We start from the raw sequence: 16,755 nt of genomic DNA, 5'->3' as shown, positions 1-16,755 counted from the left end.
AGTCTAAAGAGTGTTACCTTTAGGCCAATCGAATTATAAAACAAATACTTTTGCCAACGGCTACAACAGATGTGCCGTCTTACGAGTCGGCACAATATCAGATCACGGCGTTTAAACCCACGACTCTAGACGGTAAGCCCGACATGTTTGGACTTACATGTTGGGCCCTACATATTTGGCCCTACATATTAGGATAGTTGGGGCCGCCTGCACCCTCCGGTGTCACCCAACGGATATTCTGCATGGGATCTTTGATATCACAGGTCTTACAGTGCAAACAGTTGGCACCGTTAATCTGCAGACGTGGTGCACCCTCATCCTCGAGCACTTCATAAACCCCTGCTGGGCAGTAGCGCTGCGCTGGTTCGGCATAATCGGGGATGTTCACGCTGGTTGGCACCGAAGCATCCAACAGCTGTAGGTGACAGGGCTGATCCTCTTCATGCGCAGTGTTTGAGATAAACACTGACGAGAGCTTATCGAAGCTCAGCTTGCCATCCGGTTTAGGGTACTCAATTTTGCTGCACTCGCTTGCTTTGCGCATCTGCTCGTGGTCTGCATGGGTATCGTGCAGTGTCACCGGAATGCGACCGCCAAAGATGTTCTGGTCTAGGGTGTTGAAAGCACCGCCCAAAATAGGACCAAACTTGTGTAGCGCTGGGCCAAAGTTACGTGACGAGTAGAGCTCGTCGTAGAGCCAGGAGTTTTTGTACTTGTCATTGAAGCTTTGTGCCTTAGTACTACCAGCAGCAATCGCTTCAACAACGCTTTCAGCCGCGAGCATGCCTGACTTCATTGCTGTGTGAACGCCCTTGATACGCGAGAAGTTCAGCGTACCGGCATCACAGCCAATCAACAGACCACCATCAAAAGTCATCTCAGGCAGACAGTTGTAACCGCCCTTCGCGATTGCACGTGCACCGTAAGAGACGCGCTTACCACCCTCGAGGTACTGCGCCAGCTTCGGATGATGCTTCATTCTCTGGAACTCATCGAACGGGCTCACCCAAGGGTTGGAGTAGTTCAAGTCTACGATAAGACCAACAACCACTTGGTTGTTCTCAGCGTGGTAGAGGAAGAAACCACCGCTAGTACCATCCGACAGTGGCCAACCGCTACCGTGGATAACCAGACCTTCCTGATGGCGCTCAGGCTCAATATCCCAAAGCTCTTTGATACCCAGGCCGTAGTGCTGCGGATCCTTACCGGCGGCCAGATCAAACTTGTTAATCAGCTCTTTACCAAGGTGGCCACGACAGCCTTCGCTAAATAGTGTGAACTTAGCTTCCAGCGCCATGCTCGGTACATAGGTGTCTTTCTCTTCGCCGTTCTCACCTACGCCCATTGCGCCGGTCAGCACACCCTTAACACCGCCATCCTCGTTGTAGAGCACTTCTGCTGCTGGGAAGCCGGGGAAAACTTCTACACCAAGCTCTTCTGCGCGCTCAGCCAACCAGCGCGCCAAGTTGCCAACAGACGCTATGTAGCAGCCGTGGTTGTGCATGGTTTTTGGTGCAGCGAAGTTAGGAATAGTGACTGACTTTGTGTCACTCTTGAGCAGAATGATCTCGTCAGTTTTTGCCTCAGTAACCAGTGGTGCACCTTGCTCTTTCCACTCAGGAAAGAGTTCGTTCAGTGCTTTAGGGTCTACTACAGCACCTGAAAGTATGTGAGCACCCACTTCGGAGCCTTTCTCCACCACACAGACACTCAGCTCTTCGTTGAGCTGTTTGATGCGGCAAGCAGCCGAGAGTCCTGCAGGGCCAGCACCCACAATCAGGACATCAAACACCATTACTTCGTATTCCATCGGGATCTCCAAAATCTTTAACGCGCTGCAGCGCTATCAGAACTGCTCGTCAGTCAGAACAAAGGCTGCATCCAGACCAGTCATAAGGGTCTGGGCATGCTGCTCGACGCGCGGCAAATAGTGTTCGGCAAAGAAACGTGCTGTTGCCACTTTAGCACTGAGGAAAGGTGCACCGTAAGGATTCTCCTGCGCCTCAAGCGCTTTCGCTGCAACAGCTGACTTAGCCATCACCCAAGCACCGCTGAGGTAACCCATGAGCATGAGGAAGTCGAACGCCACCGCCCCCATAATCTGACGGTCCTTTGCTGCGTTCTCCAAAATCCACTCACGTACCTCTTTGGCACGCGTAACAGATGCGGCGTAACGCTTAGCAAGCTTATCCAAACCAGCGCTGCGCAGTTGAGCTTCTAGACCCGCCATCTCATCAAGCAGTGCGGCAAGAGCAGCACCCTGGTCTGAGATTGTTTTGCGGCCAATCAGGTCGAGCGCCTGAATACCGTTAGTGCCCTCATAGATCGCCAGGATGCGCGCATCGCGGTAGTGCTGTGGCGCACCTGACTCTTCGATAAAGCCCATACCGCCATGCACCTGGATATTCAGCGAGGTGAGCTCGTTCGCCATCTCGGTCATCCAGCCTTTGACGATCGGGGTCAACAACTCAACACGGGCAGAAGCTCCCACTTCGCCCACATGTGCGCGGTCAATCTCTGCAGCGGCGATAAGCGCCAGTCCGCGCATCGCTTCACACCCTGCGCGCTGCGCCATCAACATACGACGCACATCGGGATGCTCAAGAATAGGGATCTTTGAGCCATCTTTACGGCTACCCTGAGTGCGATCCTTGGCGTACCAAACCGCCTGCTGATATGCACGCTCAGAGATAGACAAACCCTGCAGTCCAACCGACTGACGCGCATGGTTCATCATGGTGAACATGTAGGCTAGACCTTTATTAGCCTCACCCACGAGGTACCCTACGGCACCGCCGTTGTCGCCGAAGCTCATGGTGCAGGTAGGACTGGCGTGAATGCCGAGCTTATGCTCCAGCGCGATACATTTAGCATCGTTCAGCTCGCCCGGCTCGCCGTTTTCGTCGAGCAGGAACTTGGGCACGATAAACAGTGAGATCCCTTTCACGCCGGCGGGTGCATCAGGCAGACGCGCCAGCACCAGGTGAACGATGTTCGGGGTCATCTGATGATCACCCCAGGTGATATAGATCTTCTGACCGGTTATCAGGTAGTGGTCGCCATTGGGTACCGCTTTGGTTGCCACAGCTGCGAGATCCGAACCGGCAGCGGGCTCAGTCAGGTTCATTGTACCTGTCCACTCGCCACTGACTAGGCGCGGCAGATAGGCTTGCTTGAGTTCATCACTACCGTGCGCTATCAACGCCTCAATCGAACCCTGAGTCAGCATTGGGCAGAGCGCAAACGCCATATTGGCTGAGTGCCAAAGTTCGTTTACTGCGGTACCTACAACATTGGGTAGCGCCTGACCGCCAAACCCCTCAGGAGCTGTCAGCGTCGCCCAACCATTCTCCATGTACTGCTGATAAGCATCTGAGTATCCCGCAGACTCCTGCACTTTGTCATCGCTGAGCTTAGCGCCATTTGAATCGCCTTCAGCGTTCAACGGCGCCAGCACCTCAGACGCGAGCTTACCCGCCTCCTCTACGATCACATTAGCCAGCTCGAGGTTAACCTCCTCAAGCTGCATCGCTTCGCACAGTTTGTCTAACTGCACTAACTGGTCGAGCACAAAAGCAGTGTCCTGCGCCGGGGCGTTGTAGATACTCATGGTTAGGGTCTCAGAAAATTAGCGAACCGGGGAAGGCGCAGAGCCGGCCCCGGCGGTCGATCAGATTTTAGAAACGAGTTCCGGCAGGATATCGTGCAGATCACCTACCAGACCGTAGTCAGCGATATTGAAGATTGGCGCCTCTTCGTCTTTGTTGATCGCAACAATAACGCCTGACTCTTTCATACCTGCAATGTGCTGGATAGCACCCGAGATACCTACAGCGATGTAGAGCTTAGGTGCAACCATCTTACCGGTTTGGCCTACCTGCATATCGTTAGGAACGAAGCCGCTATCTACCGCTGCACGTGATGCTCCTACAGCAGCACCGAGCTTATCAGCCAGCTCGAATACCTTAGCGAAGTCCTCTTTAGAACCTACACCACGGCCGCCCGATACAACGATATCGGCCGAGTCCAGCTCTGGACGATCAGATTCGGTAACATCGGCACGCACGAAGCGAACTTTTGCGGTACCCACAGTGGCACTTGCTGCGCTTACAGCAGCGCTACCGCCCTCTGCAGCTGCTGCTGCGAAAGCCGTACCACGAACAGTGATCACCTTAGTGGCATCACTGCTCTTAACGGTCGCGATAGCGTTACCAGCGTAGATAGGACGCTTGAAGGTATCCGCATCGATCACTGTGATAATGTCAGAGATCTGGTTTACGCCGCACAGCGCCGCCAGACGTGGTGCCAAGTCCTTACCAAAGGTGCTCGCACCCACCAGAATGTGGGTGTAATCGCCCGCCAGCTGCTTCGCGACAGGGGCCATAAGGTCAGCCAGAGGGTGTGCCAGCGCAGCGTCCTCTACGGTCAGTACTGCAGAGACACCAGCAACCTGTGAAGCTGCCTGTGCAGCCGCGGCCACATCGCTACCGGTTACCAGCATGTCAACAGGGGCACCTAGGTCTGCCGCTGCAGTAACTGCTGAGAGAGTTGCGCTCTTGATAGCGCCGTTTTCGTGTTCGGCAATAATCAGGGTTTTCATCATCTCTCCTTAAAGAACCTGAGCGTCGTTACGCAGTTTATCGAGTAGCTCGTCTACTGAGCCCACCTTGATTCCAGCCTGACGCTCGGCTGGCGGCTCTACAGAGAGAAGTTCGGTGCTGTTACTCAGCGTAACACCCAGCTCTTCGACCGTTTTAACTGCCAGTGGCTTGCGCTTGGCCTGCATGATCTTGGGAAGCGCAGCGAAACGTGGTTCGTTCAGACGCAGGTCGGTAGTAACAACAGCTGGCAGATCCATCTCCAGTGTTACCAAACCACCGTCCACTTCGCGGGTTACTTCAGCTTTGCCATCAGCAATTTTCACTTCAGAGGCGAAGGTTGCCTGTGGGATATCCAGCAGCGCAGCCAGCATCTGGCCTGTCTGGTTGTTGTCGGAATCGATAGCCTGCTTACCCAAGATGAACAGGTCAGCATTCTCCTCTTCGTTGATCTTCGCCAGCAAGCGGGCAACGTCGAGAGAGCTGGGAGAGGTTTCAGTCTCAACCTGAATTCCGCGATCAGCACCCAGAGCCATGGCATAACGCATCTGCTCCTGTACCGCTTTAGGGCCAACCGAGACAACTACGATCTCAGATACCGTACCCGCCTCTTTCAGGCGTACCGCCTCTTCAACAGCGATCTCACAGAAAGGGTTGATCGACATTTTGGTGTTCGCCAGATCAACATCTGAGTTGTCAGCTTTAACGCGAACCTTCACGTTGTAATCGATAACGCGTTTAACCGCGACTATTGCTTTCATCTTTACTTCCTTCTGCGCCCAAACCTGCTCGGCGCCTTGGTTAACTCTTAGAGCGAATTAGCCTGCTCTCGTAGAATAAATTTCTGAATCTTGCCGGTTGAGGTTTTCGGCAGTGGTCCGAACACCACATTTTTAGGCACTTTAAACCGCGCCATATTCTCACGACAGAACTCGATCACCTCGGCTTCGCTTACATCAGGCGCTCCCTCTTTGAGGGTGACAAAAGCACAAGGCGTTTCGCCCCATTTGTCATCGTTCTTAGCGACAACCGCAGCTTCCTGAATGTGCGGATGGGCGTATAGAACACCTTCAACCTCGATTGATGAGATGTTCTCGCCACCGGAGATAATGATGTCTTTCGAGCGGTCTTTGATCTGCACGTACCCGTCTGCATGCCAAACCGCTAAGTCACCTGAAGCGAACCAGCCACCACGGAAGGATTTCTCGGTTGTCGCTGGGTTTTTCAAGTAGCCCTTCATGACAAGGTTACCGCGCATGAAGATCTCACCCATGGTTTCACCATCTTGAGGTACCGGCTCAAGGGTTTCAGGATCCAGCACGGCCATATCTTCAAGCATCGGCGCGCGCACACCCTGACGCGCCTTGAGCACAACCTTATCTTCAGCAGATTTATCGTCCCAATCGTTATTCCAAGCACAGATAGCACATGGGCCGTAGGTTTCGGTGAGGCCGTAAACATGCGTCACATCAAAACCGATACTCTCCATACCCGCGATAACTGCTGCCGGCGGCGCAGCACCTGCAGTCATAACACTGACTTTGTGATCGATACCCGCTTTCATCTCAGCAGGCGCTGAGTTGAGCATATTCAGAACGATTGGCGCACCGCAGAAGAAGCCAACCTTTTCGCTCTTGATCAGTTCAAAGATCTTGTCGGCGCGAACATGACGCAGGCTCACGCTGACACCCGCCTGAGCAGCGATAGTCCACGGGAAACACCAGCCGTTACAGTGGAACATCGGCAGCGTCCAGAGGTAGACCGGATGCATACCCATACTCCATGAGAGCGCATTGCTCGCTGCGTTCAGGTAAGCACCGCGATGGTGGTACACAACCCCTTTAGGATCACCGGTAGTACCTGAGGTGTAGTTCAGGGTGATGGCATTCCACTCGTCGGTTACCGCCTCGCCAAGATACTCTTCATCACCGTTTGCGATGAACGCTTCGTAGTCCATCTCGCCGATCATCTCGCCGCCTTCAAAGCTGGCATCATCGATACCGATCACCAGTGGCTTATTATCGATGGTTGCAAGTGCCGCTGTGGCGACCTCAGCGAACTCTTTATCGACTAGGAAAACCTTGGCTTCAGCGTGCTGCAGGATAAAGGCAACCGTCGCGGCGTCCAGTCGTGTATTGATTGAGTTGAGAATGGCGCCGACCATGGGCACACCAAAGTGCGCTTCAAAATGCTCAGGTAGGTTGGAGGCGATAATAGAGACCGCTTCACCCTTTTTTACGCCCACTTTCTTTAGTGCACTGGCTAACTGGCGACAACGTTTGAGGGTTTCACTCCAGGTGCGACGCACCTCACCATTAACCGTTGCCACTTTGTTGGGATATACAAATGCCGAGCGTTCGAGGTAGCTGATCGGCGTCAGCGCAGCGTAGTTCGCAGCGCACTGATCTAAATTCGTTTCAAAGGGTGAGTGACTCATGGTGCCCCCAATCTATTATTAGTATTTGAGCATCTACTTTAAGACTTAGATGAACTTTACAATTAATTGTTGTGCAGAACAACAATATATAATCTCAGTGATTCCGACTTTACGCCTCAAGAAGGGCTTTGCCTATTCGCCGAAAGTGCAATCTCAAAACCTTTAAACACTTGGCAGGCAAAAACCAACGCTGAGTAAATACCCCAGAGTCCGAACCGTCATGGCATGGGCTGCGTACCCAGGTACTGAATTAATGTAGAGGAGCAGTCGATGTTCGGTTTATTCAAGAAAGATCCCCTTAAGCAACTCAATAAAGAGTATGGCCAGCTTCTCGAGCAGGCGATGAATGCTCAACGCAACGGCGATATCGAAGGCTACTCAAAGCTATCCGAAAAAGCCGATGCGGTATATAAAGAGATTCAACAACTGGAATCTCAGCGCTAGGAGCTGGCTTTGCATCTGATCAACTATCTCACACGTGTTCAATTTGGTTTTGGCAGCCTGACCTCTCTTCAGAGCGAATGCGACCTGCTATCAATCAAACGTCCGCTCATCATTACTGACAAAGGGGTGCGAGCGGCTGGGTTAATCGACCAAGTAGGCACCCAACTGAACGATTTTTCACAAGAGCAGATATTCGATCAGACACCACCCAACCCCAATGAAGCGACCGTGCGCTTGGCAGCGCAAAAGTACTCTGATGGCGGTTTCGACGGTTTGATTGCCGTCGGCGGCGGCTCAGCCATCGATCTAGCAAAAGGCGTTGCTGTATGTGCAACCCATGAGGGACCGTTAAGCCAGTACGCGTTAATTGAGGGCGGATTAAACCGTATCACCTCAGCAACTGCTCCGGTTATAGCCATCCCGACAACGGCGGGTACGGGTAGCGAGGTGGGTCGCGCCGGCGTTCTGATTCTAGATGACGGCCGCAAAGTTGGCGTCATCTCCCCTTATGTTATGCCGAAAGTTGCGATCTGTGATCCTGAGCTCACGCTTGGCCTGCCGCCCGCTCTCACCGCAGCAACCGGGATGGACGCCATCGCCCACTGCATGGAGACCTTCATGTCTCCGGCGTTTAACCCCCCGGCCGATGGTATCGCTCTGGATGGCCTGCGCCGGGGCTGGGCATACATCGAGCGGGCCACCCAGGATGGCAGCAACCGCGAAGCGCGCTTGAATATGATGAGTGCGTCAATGCAAGGCGCGATGGCATTCCAGAAAGGTCTAGGCGCGGTACATAGCCTGAGCCACTCGATGGGCGGCGTAGATCCGCGACTACACCACGGAACCTTAAACGCTATATTTATGCCGCTGATTGTTGAGTTCAACACACCTGCCGAGACAATGCAGCGTGAGCAGAAGCTGATGCGCATGGCCCAAGCAATGAACTTAGGTGCAGGTGAAACGGTAGTTGGCGCCCTCAACTCAATGAATGAACGCCTGGGCATGCCGAGCGGCTTGTCTGAGATGGGTATAGGTGAGTCACAGTTCGATAAGATCATCGCCGGTGCAACGAAGGATCACTGCCACCTGACCAACCCGCGGGTCGCAACACCTGAAGAGTATCGCGACATACTTCAGCGGGCACTGTGATAGCTCTCTTTGGGAGGGCAAAACCAAGGAGAGCGCCTCTGGTTACTCTATATTCTGTATCTGAATATAGAATATCAAATTAAAATTATTATTTATCAGTAGCTTAATAAAAATATTTTAGTGATTTTTATCTTTTACCCACCATTTAACCCACCACAAGGATTGCCGTTACCAAGCCGTTGAGTTACAACCACACCAAGCACCTAGCTCAAAGAACTGAGATGATGCAGCACTGGACTGATTACTTAGACGAGCTTAAAACCAACGCTTAGCAAATATCAACTAGGCTTAGATGTCATGCTTCATCTGCTTAATTGATTCTTCGAGCGACAAATTCATCCCGGTTAAAACCATCTCAAGGTCAAGGCCCTTCTCTGCATCAATCAGCTTGTAATACATCCACGTTGCAGCATGCCGCTTGAAATCACGATTAGGGATGAGGATATACGGATTGACCATGTAGCGCTTACCCTTGCCCTTCTTAACTATACCCTTCTCAGTTAAAGCTTTAATGTTGTTGTTGCGCTGCATCAATTTCTTCATCACATCGATACCGCTAACCCTAAGATCTACCTCGTTTAGATTTCTATTCTTATCACCCCCCGGCATCTCCCTATCCAACTGATAGTTACTCATTATTAAAAGTTTAAAGCACATGAAGAGGGTCAGTTGAGATTTATTTAGCGATCCAATAACCCAAAGTGCATCGACAGTTCCCTGGGGAAACATACGGTTTTTTTCCCCACTTCCAATCATGGTGTAGGGCGGCTTAGGATCTTTCCAGTAAGGCGGTTTCTCTACAGTCACAGCTGCTTTTTCAAGCTCCATATCACCTCCGATAATGCAAAATACTGGTTATATTTTATATAGAAAATGCTAAAAAACATCTCATTAAATATAGTTTATTACTCAAAACACTATATAAGAAATAGAAAAAAACCTCAATTTCAACTTAGAAGCTGGTTAATGACTTTTGAATTTTCAATACAATCTATATGTGTAATTTTAATATTACTATGATTGGTATAGTATTTTATTTTTATAACTTATTGTTTTAACGATCTTTTTTTAAAAAATACAAGCTATATTAATAAAAGCAAAAACTTATATTTTTATTTTATGGGAAGAAGGATAAGTAATTATTTATTTAATTATCTTACCCATAAGCTTGCTCTCTCTTTTTCATTTCTCTCTTCGCCTCGTACGGGATGATGAAAATATCTTTTTATTTTCATTCATCCAAATCCTTCTGCTGCCATGTTCATTTGTTGAGCAATCCCAACTAGAACCTAACAGGGAAGGAGGGCTATCTATGCCTATTAACTTATCTAGCGTCACTGACGCATCACTCATTAAGGAAACTAAATATGACAAATCATAAATTACTCAAAAGGACTGATATCACATCTAACCTTGGATTATCTCGATCGCATATGTATGCGCTCATACAAAAAGGGGAATTCCCAAAACCAATCAAACTCAGCGAACGATCCAGTGCATGGCTGGAATCTGAAGTACAGGATTGGGTGGAAAGCAGAATTGCTTGTCGGGATGGAGGTGCATCTCTATGAATCTCTTAATCATTCGCTCTAACGACATCAAACGAAAATACACCCAAGAGGAATTGGTTATTGCGGTTCTTCAGCAAAGAGGATCAGCAACCACTGATCTACTTGTTGATCTAGGCATCAAGCGCCCTAGTGCGGTCATCAATAAACTCAGGAAAAAGGGGCTGTGCATCATGTCACGGCGCGTAAAGGAGAGGACTGGGAAATATCTATTTCCTAGGCGTCAAGCGAAGTACACCTTAATAACTCAAACCAACTAACAAGGAGAAATCTAATGAACTCAACCTTAGTAAACGTCCATACGAAGAACAATCCGATTATGGCAATACAACACCTAGCCAAAGATGCTAGTTCTATTAAAACCAACAACACGAGCAGCGAAGACAATTTGCTCATTGATGAACATGACGCAATGGTTGCTGACTTGCTCGTAAAAAAACATGGAGACAACCTGATTTACGACACCTCACTTAAGGAATGGAAAGTGTTCTGTGATGGGATATGGATTGAGGCTGAAGATGCAGCCAGGAAGGTTCTAGAGTATTACTACAGAATCGTTCTGGACATCTCAGATTACAAATACCCTCAATATCAAATTGGCGATGCCAAATGGCTAAAAAGCGTCATGAATCAAAACAAGGCTTCTGCTGTGTTGAAGTATGTCGAGATTCTGACCGCTAAAGGCATCAAGAGCATGAATGCTGATCATAACCTCATTGGCATTCAGGATATGGTGTATGAAATTGATGCCAATACAACTAGGCCGGCACGTGCCAAGGATTTGGTCTTCAAGTCATTAGGTACTCATTTCGATCCAACTGCTGACTGTCCACAATGGAAGCAATTCCTGTACTCAGCCATGCAGGGCGATCAGGAGATGATTGATTACCTTCAGCGACTTGTTGGGTACTTCCTAACAGCCAGCACGCGAGAGCAAGAGATCTACTACTTCTACGGAACAGGAGCTAATGGCAAATCAACGTTTATTGATTTGGTCAAGAGCCTGCTGGGAAGTTATGGAGTGAAGGTGTCATCCGATAGCTTCATGAAAAAGCGCAGTGGGACTTTGAATTTGGGCGCTCAAGCAAGTCTAGCCATGCTAGCTGGTGCTCGATTAGCAATTACTGACGAAACCAATGATGGTGACTCAGCATTTGATGCTCAAACACTCAAGTCGATTTCTGGTGATGATGAGGTGACTGGTCGATTTCTACGTCAGAATCCGATCACGTTCAAGTCGACAGCTAAGCTAGTGATGTACGGGAATGATAAGCCATATGGCAATATCAATGATGAAGGCTTCTGGCGTCGATTCCGTTTCATCCACTTTGGCTACGTTGTGCCTAAAGAGGACCGAGATCCAGCTCTGCTCCATAAGCTAAAGGCTGAATTGCCTGGCATCCTTAACTGGGCGCTAGATGGACTTTCAGCTTGGAATCAGAATGGACTACAGACACCTCAGCAAATCTTTGATGAGAGTCTAGAGTATCGGATTGAAATCGACTCAGTGACCGAGTTCTTGAACAACATCATTGTGCTTGATGCCGATCAGGTCATCGCGACCAAGCAACTGTTCGATGCATACGAAACCTGGTGTAGAGATAACCTCAAGATTCCAGAGCGAATGCAGGGCTTCAGTAAACGAGCTGCGTTGTACTTCGAACACAACTCTCTTGTTCAACCCTTCCGCAATAGCAAGACCCGCGGTTTTAAAGGTATCACGTTGTCTTAAATGAAACGGCACAATGACGGGAGTGACGGCATGCTCCAATCATTTCATTTAGAATAATTTGGCAGATCTTTGCTGTCACCCCGCTCCACCCTTTCCAAACAAGCAAAACCCTCTAGATCACTAGATCACATGTATCGCTTCTATCAGGAATGGGCGAGTGCCTTACTTTTATTTAATAACTATTAAAAAACGTTTAAAAACAGCTACTTAATAGCAATCCAACCAATCAATCCAACAGATTTTTGACTCAAAAATCTATCAACCCTTTAGGAATTAAATCATGAACAAACTTAACGAATTAGAGCAACAGCTCGATAATCTGAACAGTGACGAGCAACTCGAAGTCATCTTTCAGAAAAAACGAAAAGACAAAACACCACCGTTCATTTCGGTTGGCAACGGCAAGTCATCCAAGACTTGCCCTGAGGATATGGCAATTGATGCCTTTGATATCTTTGCTCAGCTAACGAAGGCTCAGCAGCTTCTATTCATTGATCTGAAAGATATTCTGATCGAGCAGAATATGGACAACCATTTTGCTAAGAGAAAAGTGGAGAACCCCAACCTAGTTGTCCTTCAGAAAAAAATGAACCCGATGCATCAGAGCATTAGAACTAGGATGAGTCAGAACAGAAATCGGAAGACACTGGAGAAGAAGGGCGTGCTTAAGCAAGTCAAACCTGGTCAATACGTGCTGAACCCATACCTCTTCATACCAGCCCACAGCTTTGAGAAGGTGGCAGAAATCTGGAAGGAGATGCCGACCTAGCATCACCCTACTCCCCACCTAGTGTTCAGATTTACCCCGTGTCGTTGCGTCGGAACTAGAAGCACCCGAGCGAAGCGAAGTGCTTCAATGTTCCGTAAGCAAAAGACTAAGGGGTAAAGATGACGAAGCCTCGGCAGAGGCTGAGAACGCTCTTATGGCTATGCCATCTGTCCTGAAGAAATCAAAAACATCTCCAAGGTCCTGTTCATAAAGCTAGGTGGTGTATGCCTGTAGCCATTACAACAACTCATACTCAGCTAAAGAGTACGAGTCCTTCTTAGATACAAAAATGTGATCAAGCAGCTGAATACCAAACAACGCCAGCGCATCTCTGACCTTACTTGTTAACACCCTGTCTTCATCTCTAGGTACTACGTCCCCCTCTATATGATTCTGACACAGCACCACAGCCCCAGCATTGAGTTCTAGCGCCTTACGGACAATAACCCTCAGCATAATGCTAGATACGCTCACAGCCCCCCTGAAGAGCCTCTGGAAGCTGATCATCCTGTACTGGTTGTTCATGAACATGGCGCATAGCCATTCATCCTTATCGCAAGCTAGGCGTATCCTCAGATAGTTCTGCATCTCTACTGGTAATGCCAGGCCATTCTCTTGGCTGAGCTTGTTGTGTATGACGTGTAACGCAGCATTGATTAACTGCTGCTCTTGGTTTGTAAATTTACTCATGGGCTTATCCCTAGTTGTTAGATTCCACCCACAAGAATCGAACTTCGGGAAATGAGCCCCTTGGATAAATACAACTAGGGGGGTATGTATGATCAGTAAGTTGTGTAAGTAAGTAATACCCTCTCACCAAACGAGAGCAATTTTACGTATGGCGAGTTCAGGTCAACTAAGTTGCTGAGGAAGCCAGTCCAAAAGTGGTGAACCCCTATATAAGATTAAAGATAGAAGTAATACCAAATTTGGGGGCAATGCCTGCGTAACGCATGGCAGGTGTAATGGTTGGCACTGAAGGGAAACTAGGGAGTAATGGTGCCTAGTCGCTGTTATCTATTCGTACTCAACTCTGTTTAATGTGTAGTCATCAAATTTAGATGGCTCACATAAAGGGCATGCTAAAAATCTACATAGCGTTTTTGAATCTAGCTTAAAGACATGGCTGTTAGAACAAGAAAACCAAACCTTAGTAATACCGTTTCCGTAACCTTTTACTGGACTTATACCTGTTCTTGAGAGTTGTTCCTGATAACTATCAGCATTAGCTTTTGGACTAGGCGTAGGAATGGGAGGCTTTGATATATCACTACGAACACCTGCTGATTTTGCTGCTTCGACACCCTCTTCTACCCAGGACCAATCCAGCCCACCAATTAATCTAATAAGCTCTTCCTTTCCTCTAAATGGAATCTCTGTCCATGGTGGTCGTTGCCAAAATGCAGCCTCTGCGTTGTATGTATCTACTACAGGGAATGAATCATAAAGTACCCACTCTTGGCCGGTTGCCTTCACTAATTTTCCAACTGCTTTATCAAGCTGTGTGTTGTGCTCCTTGATACGCTGCTCAACATTACGTGTAGTCATGCCAACCTTGATCAAGGTCTCATCAGAGGGATGTTTCAGAATGTAGATATAGCCTGGTTTAACTGCCATAGTGAATTCACGTGATGTTAGTTTCGGTTCAATCTTACTAACTATGATTAAAAGATGGTTAGAAATGTAAACGCGTAATAGCTACGTATGAAAGCTATTGTTTTAAGGTTTAAACTGATCGAGACAAGAAATGCAAGAGAACTAGGGAGCAATCGTTAGGAAGTATGTGCCAGGGGCATATCCCCTAGTTTCATTAACAGCCCAGCATGATCTGCCAGGCAAGATCGTTCCATTTCTCTATAAGTAAAAATAAAAACAGAACTAAACCTAAGAACTAGAAAGCAATGCTGTTCAGCTCGTTACTGAGCGCTGGAGCAGTAGCGTAGTTAGCGAAGCGACACGGAGCTACGCACTCCATAAGCGCGAAGTATTAGAGATGATGACACTCCATTAGGAGTGGCAAACATCGATTGAGAGATGGCTAATTCAGCGGCTGTTATCGGCACACTCCGGACCCTAGCCTCAAAACGGTGAATAGTTGCAAAGTGTAAACAGCGACCCAAAGGCTACTGAAGAGAATCCTCAGAAGCGGACGTTAGCCAAACTAACGAACGTAGAGTGACAAGTGACTGCAAGTATCGGGATTAGTATTTAGCCTCTCGGAATTGAAGGCTGTGCTTTACCCTCTGGAACCGCGTGAACAAGTGAACCCAATAACTCTGTGAATGACTGCGCAATACCAGACATTAGCTTCCAATTTTCTCAGAGCTGATAAGCGCACATAGCGGTCAGAACCAAATTTACCCGAGACCCCAACAGCAGAAGTTGGCTATGAGGCAATTCCCTCTCCCGCTCAGCTGGAGAGCTCTTTGCTGACTTTAACGCCGCGCAAAGCGACGAGCGTAGCGATTCCGGCAGCCTATGGCTGCGAACTGATGCGCCTTGTTAGTCGTCCCTGAAAAATACCCTTTACGCACAACCTAAAATCCCGTGTTGTGTGTTCATTTCTCTCTGCTTCAACAACCCGATCAAATAAGCCGCCAAAATACGGTATTTATTTGGCGCAAAATAAAGCCACCGCAGTAGCTTACGCAGATTCTGGCCACAGGCGCTCAGCAGAACATTAACTGCATCACCCAGTTTGCCCTTCAGGTAACATCGTCGCATTTTTCCATCAGATTTCAGGTGTCCAATGATCGGTTCAACGCTATTCCGTCGACTCAGCCAGCGTTTTTCCTTCTCGGGTAAACCACGCTTTTGGCCTGCAATATAAACAGCAACATTCTTCACGCCCGATCCACGATAGCCGCGATCGACAAAGCAGGCTTCAGGTGTACGTCCAGTCAATGTTTCAACTTGCTGAAGTTGATCGGCAAGCGTATGGCCGTCATACGGATTACCGGTAACTGCGTGCACCGACAATAAATGACTCTCTAGCGGTAACGGCGATGCTCGCTTTTACACCGAACTCATAGCGCTTATTGGCTTTGCCTTTGGAGATGCAATCGACGTCTGGCTCGTGCAAGCTGTAGATCTTGTTTTTACTTTTACGCGTCTGCTCCAAAAGCGGCTTCGCCTGGTTCAGATGTGATCGTTGCACGTCACTCAGCCGAATGCCTTGAGATTCAACCTGGCGCTTCAGATCGCGAACAACACGCCCAAGAAACCCTTTAACCTGCCTGATCGCTTTGCGCATCCGTTAGAACTGACGCGCGTGACCATAGCGGCCAATTTTTGGCATCAGATCCTGACAGGCTTTATCGTACGTTTGTCTTAAGGTGATTCGGTGGTCATGAGCTACCGATACCAATGTTTTCCGCGCTTTGTAATACAGCTTCGCATCGGTGGGAAAGGTAATATTCTTTTCCTGAACGGTCGTATCCACAACGACACGTTTAAGGCTGGATGGCTTTACTACGCTAAGCTTCAAACCTGCGTTAATCGTCTCGGTTAACAGCCATTCGCAGCCTTCTTCGCCCAACCGATGACGCCACTTGATCAGACTGGTCGGATGACACGGCAGCTTATGCTGGAAGAAAGTCTCTCCACAGAAATACTGGTAGTACGGTGACTCCAACCACTGATTCAAAAGCGCTTCATCTGACAGGTTATGAATATGCTGCAGATACATCAGCCCGGTCATCAATCGAGTGGGTAATGCTGACGCACCCACCGTTGCAAAATGATGGTCCAGCTCCTGATCTATCCGATCCCAATCAATCACCGCCGACAAACGAACCAGAGGATGCGCAGGACTGACAATATCCTCCAGTCGAGGCTTGAACATATCGTTTTGCGGTTCTGAAAGCTTTTTCTTCGGTTTCATAAATCAACGATTCTGCAACTTTTTGGGCTCTGAAGGGTGAAAACCGTAGGTTTTCTAGAACAGAGACCTATTATAAATCATTAAGAATCAATTGGTTGCGTATTTTTCAGGATCGACAGGTTAAACAAAAAAGGCCTGCTTACGCAGGCCAAACGAATAGAGGTTATATAAATAA

The 16,755-nt window shown here is 48.6% G+C and carries 14 protein-coding genes and 1 pseudogene; 6 read left to right on the top strand and 9 right to left on the bottom strand.

Annotated elements, in window-relative coordinates; genetic code table 11:
• Positions 1 to 181 precede the first annotated feature (181 nt).
• Genes AC1WNR_RS01550 through AC1WNR_RS01530 form a run of 5 tightly spaced genes read right to left on the bottom strand, consistent with a single transcriptional unit; the run spans position 182 to position 7,035 of the window.
• Entirely contained in the window at positions 182 to 1,810 is a 1,629-nt protein-coding gene (locus AC1WNR_RS01550) for an electron transfer flavoprotein-ubiquinone oxidoreductase (protein ID WP_481642784.1), read from the bottom strand.
• A 36-nt stretch (positions 1,811 to 1,846) separates the two neighbouring features.
• Positions 1,847 to 3,610: an acyl-CoA dehydrogenase family protein gene (locus AC1WNR_RS01545; protein ID WP_481642783.1), complete on the bottom strand. Its 1,764-nt coding sequence runs from the start codon at positions 3,608 to 3,610 to the stop codon at positions 1,847 to 1,849.
• Positions 3,611 to 3,670: 60 nt separating this feature from the next.
• Positions 3,671 to 4,600, bottom strand: coding sequence for an electron transfer flavoprotein subunit alpha/FixB family protein (locus tag AC1WNR_RS01540; protein WP_481642782.1), 930 nt, complete (start codon positions 4,598 to 4,600; stop codon positions 3,671 to 3,673).
• 9 nt (positions 4,601 to 4,609) lie between these two features.
• A complete protein-coding gene (locus tag AC1WNR_RS01535) occupies positions 4,610 to 5,359 on the bottom strand; it encodes an electron transfer flavoprotein subunit beta/FixA family protein (protein ID WP_481642781.1) in 750 nt (249 codons plus the stop codon).
• 47 nt (positions 5,360 to 5,406) lie between these two features.
• Positions 5,407 to 7,035 (bottom strand): acyl-CoA synthetase, encoded by a 1,629-nt coding sequence (locus AC1WNR_RS01530; RefSeq protein ID WP_481642780.1) that lies wholly within the window; start codon positions 7,033 to 7,035, stop codon positions 5,407 to 5,409.
• Positions 7,036 to 7,305: 270 nt separating this feature from the next.
• Here AC1WNR_RS01530 and AC1WNR_RS01525 point away from each other — a divergent pair, with 270 nt between their 5' ends.
• Both AC1WNR_RS01525 and AC1WNR_RS01520 read left to right on the top strand, forming a co-directional pair.
• Positions 7,306 to 7,479 carry a DUF6435 family protein gene (locus AC1WNR_RS01525; protein ID WP_481642779.1) on the top strand — a complete coding sequence of 58 codons (174 nt, stop codon included), beginning with the start codon at positions 7,306 to 7,308 and terminating at the stop codon, positions 7,477 to 7,479.
• Positions 7,480 to 7,488: 9 nt separating this feature from the next.
• Positions 7,489 to 8,628: an iron-containing alcohol dehydrogenase gene (locus AC1WNR_RS01520; protein WP_481642778.1), complete on the top strand. Its 1,140-nt coding sequence runs from the start codon at positions 7,489 to 7,491 to the stop codon at positions 8,626 to 8,628.
• Positions 8,629 to 8,916: 288 nt separating this feature from the next.
• On the opposite strand, the gene AC1WNR_RS01515 is transcribed toward AC1WNR_RS01520, so the two are convergent.
• Complete coding sequence (locus AC1WNR_RS01515; protein WP_481642777.1) at positions 8,917 to 9,456, bottom strand: hypothetical protein; 540 nt, start codon at positions 9,454 to 9,456, stop codon at positions 8,917 to 8,919.
• A 539-nt stretch (positions 9,457 to 9,995) separates the two neighbouring features.
• On the opposite strand from AC1WNR_RS01515, the gene AC1WNR_RS01510 reads away from it, so the two are divergent.
• The 4 genes from AC1WNR_RS01510 (at position 9,996) to AC1WNR_RS01495 (ending at position 12,697) form a co-directional block, all read left to right on the top strand.
• Positions 9,996 to 10,199, top strand: coding sequence for a helix-turn-helix transcriptional regulator (locus AC1WNR_RS01510; RefSeq protein WP_481642776.1), 204 nt, complete (start codon positions 9,996 to 9,998; stop codon positions 10,197 to 10,199).
• Complete coding sequence (locus AC1WNR_RS01505; protein WP_481642775.1) at positions 10,196 to 10,456, top strand: helix-turn-helix domain-containing protein; 261 nt, start codon at positions 10,196 to 10,198, stop codon at positions 10,454 to 10,456. Before AC1WNR_RS01510 ends, AC1WNR_RS01505 begins: the two co-directional genes overlap by 4 nt.
• 14 nt (positions 10,457 to 10,470) lie before the next feature.
• Positions 10,471 to 11,928: a DNA primase family protein gene (locus tag AC1WNR_RS01500; protein ID WP_481642774.1), complete on the top strand. Its 1,458-nt coding sequence runs from the start codon at positions 10,471 to 10,473 to the stop codon at positions 11,926 to 11,928.
• Between the two features lie 280 nt (positions 11,929 to 12,208).
• Positions 12,209 to 12,697: a hypothetical protein gene (locus AC1WNR_RS01495; protein WP_481642773.1), complete on the top strand. Its 489-nt coding sequence runs from the start codon at positions 12,209 to 12,211 to the stop codon at positions 12,695 to 12,697.
• 237 nt (positions 12,698 to 12,934) lie between these two features.
• Here AC1WNR_RS01495 and AC1WNR_RS01490 read toward each other — a convergent pair whose 3' ends face one another.
• The 3 genes and pseudogenes from AC1WNR_RS01490 to AC1WNR_RS01480 form a co-directional block, all read right to left on the bottom strand.
• Entirely contained in the window at positions 12,935 to 13,387 is a 453-nt protein-coding gene (locus tag AC1WNR_RS01490; RefSeq protein ID WP_481642772.1) for a JAB domain-containing protein, read from the bottom strand.
• Positions 13,388 to 13,714: 327 nt separating this feature from the next.
• Positions 13,715 to 14,314 (bottom strand): GIY-YIG nuclease family protein, encoded by a 600-nt coding sequence (locus tag AC1WNR_RS01485; protein ID WP_481642771.1) that lies wholly within the window; start codon positions 14,312 to 14,314, stop codon positions 13,715 to 13,717.
• 909 nt (positions 14,315 to 15,223) lie between these two features.
• Positions 15,224 to 16,580 (bottom strand): annotated as a pseudogene (locus tag AC1WNR_RS01480) (IS5 family transposase).
• Positions 16,581 to 16,755 lie beyond the last annotated feature (175 nt).

Source organism: Marinobacterium marisflavi (genome assembly GCF_982447095.1).
Note: the sequence above shows the minus strand (reverse complement) of the source record. Positions and strands in the feature narration are given on the sequence as shown.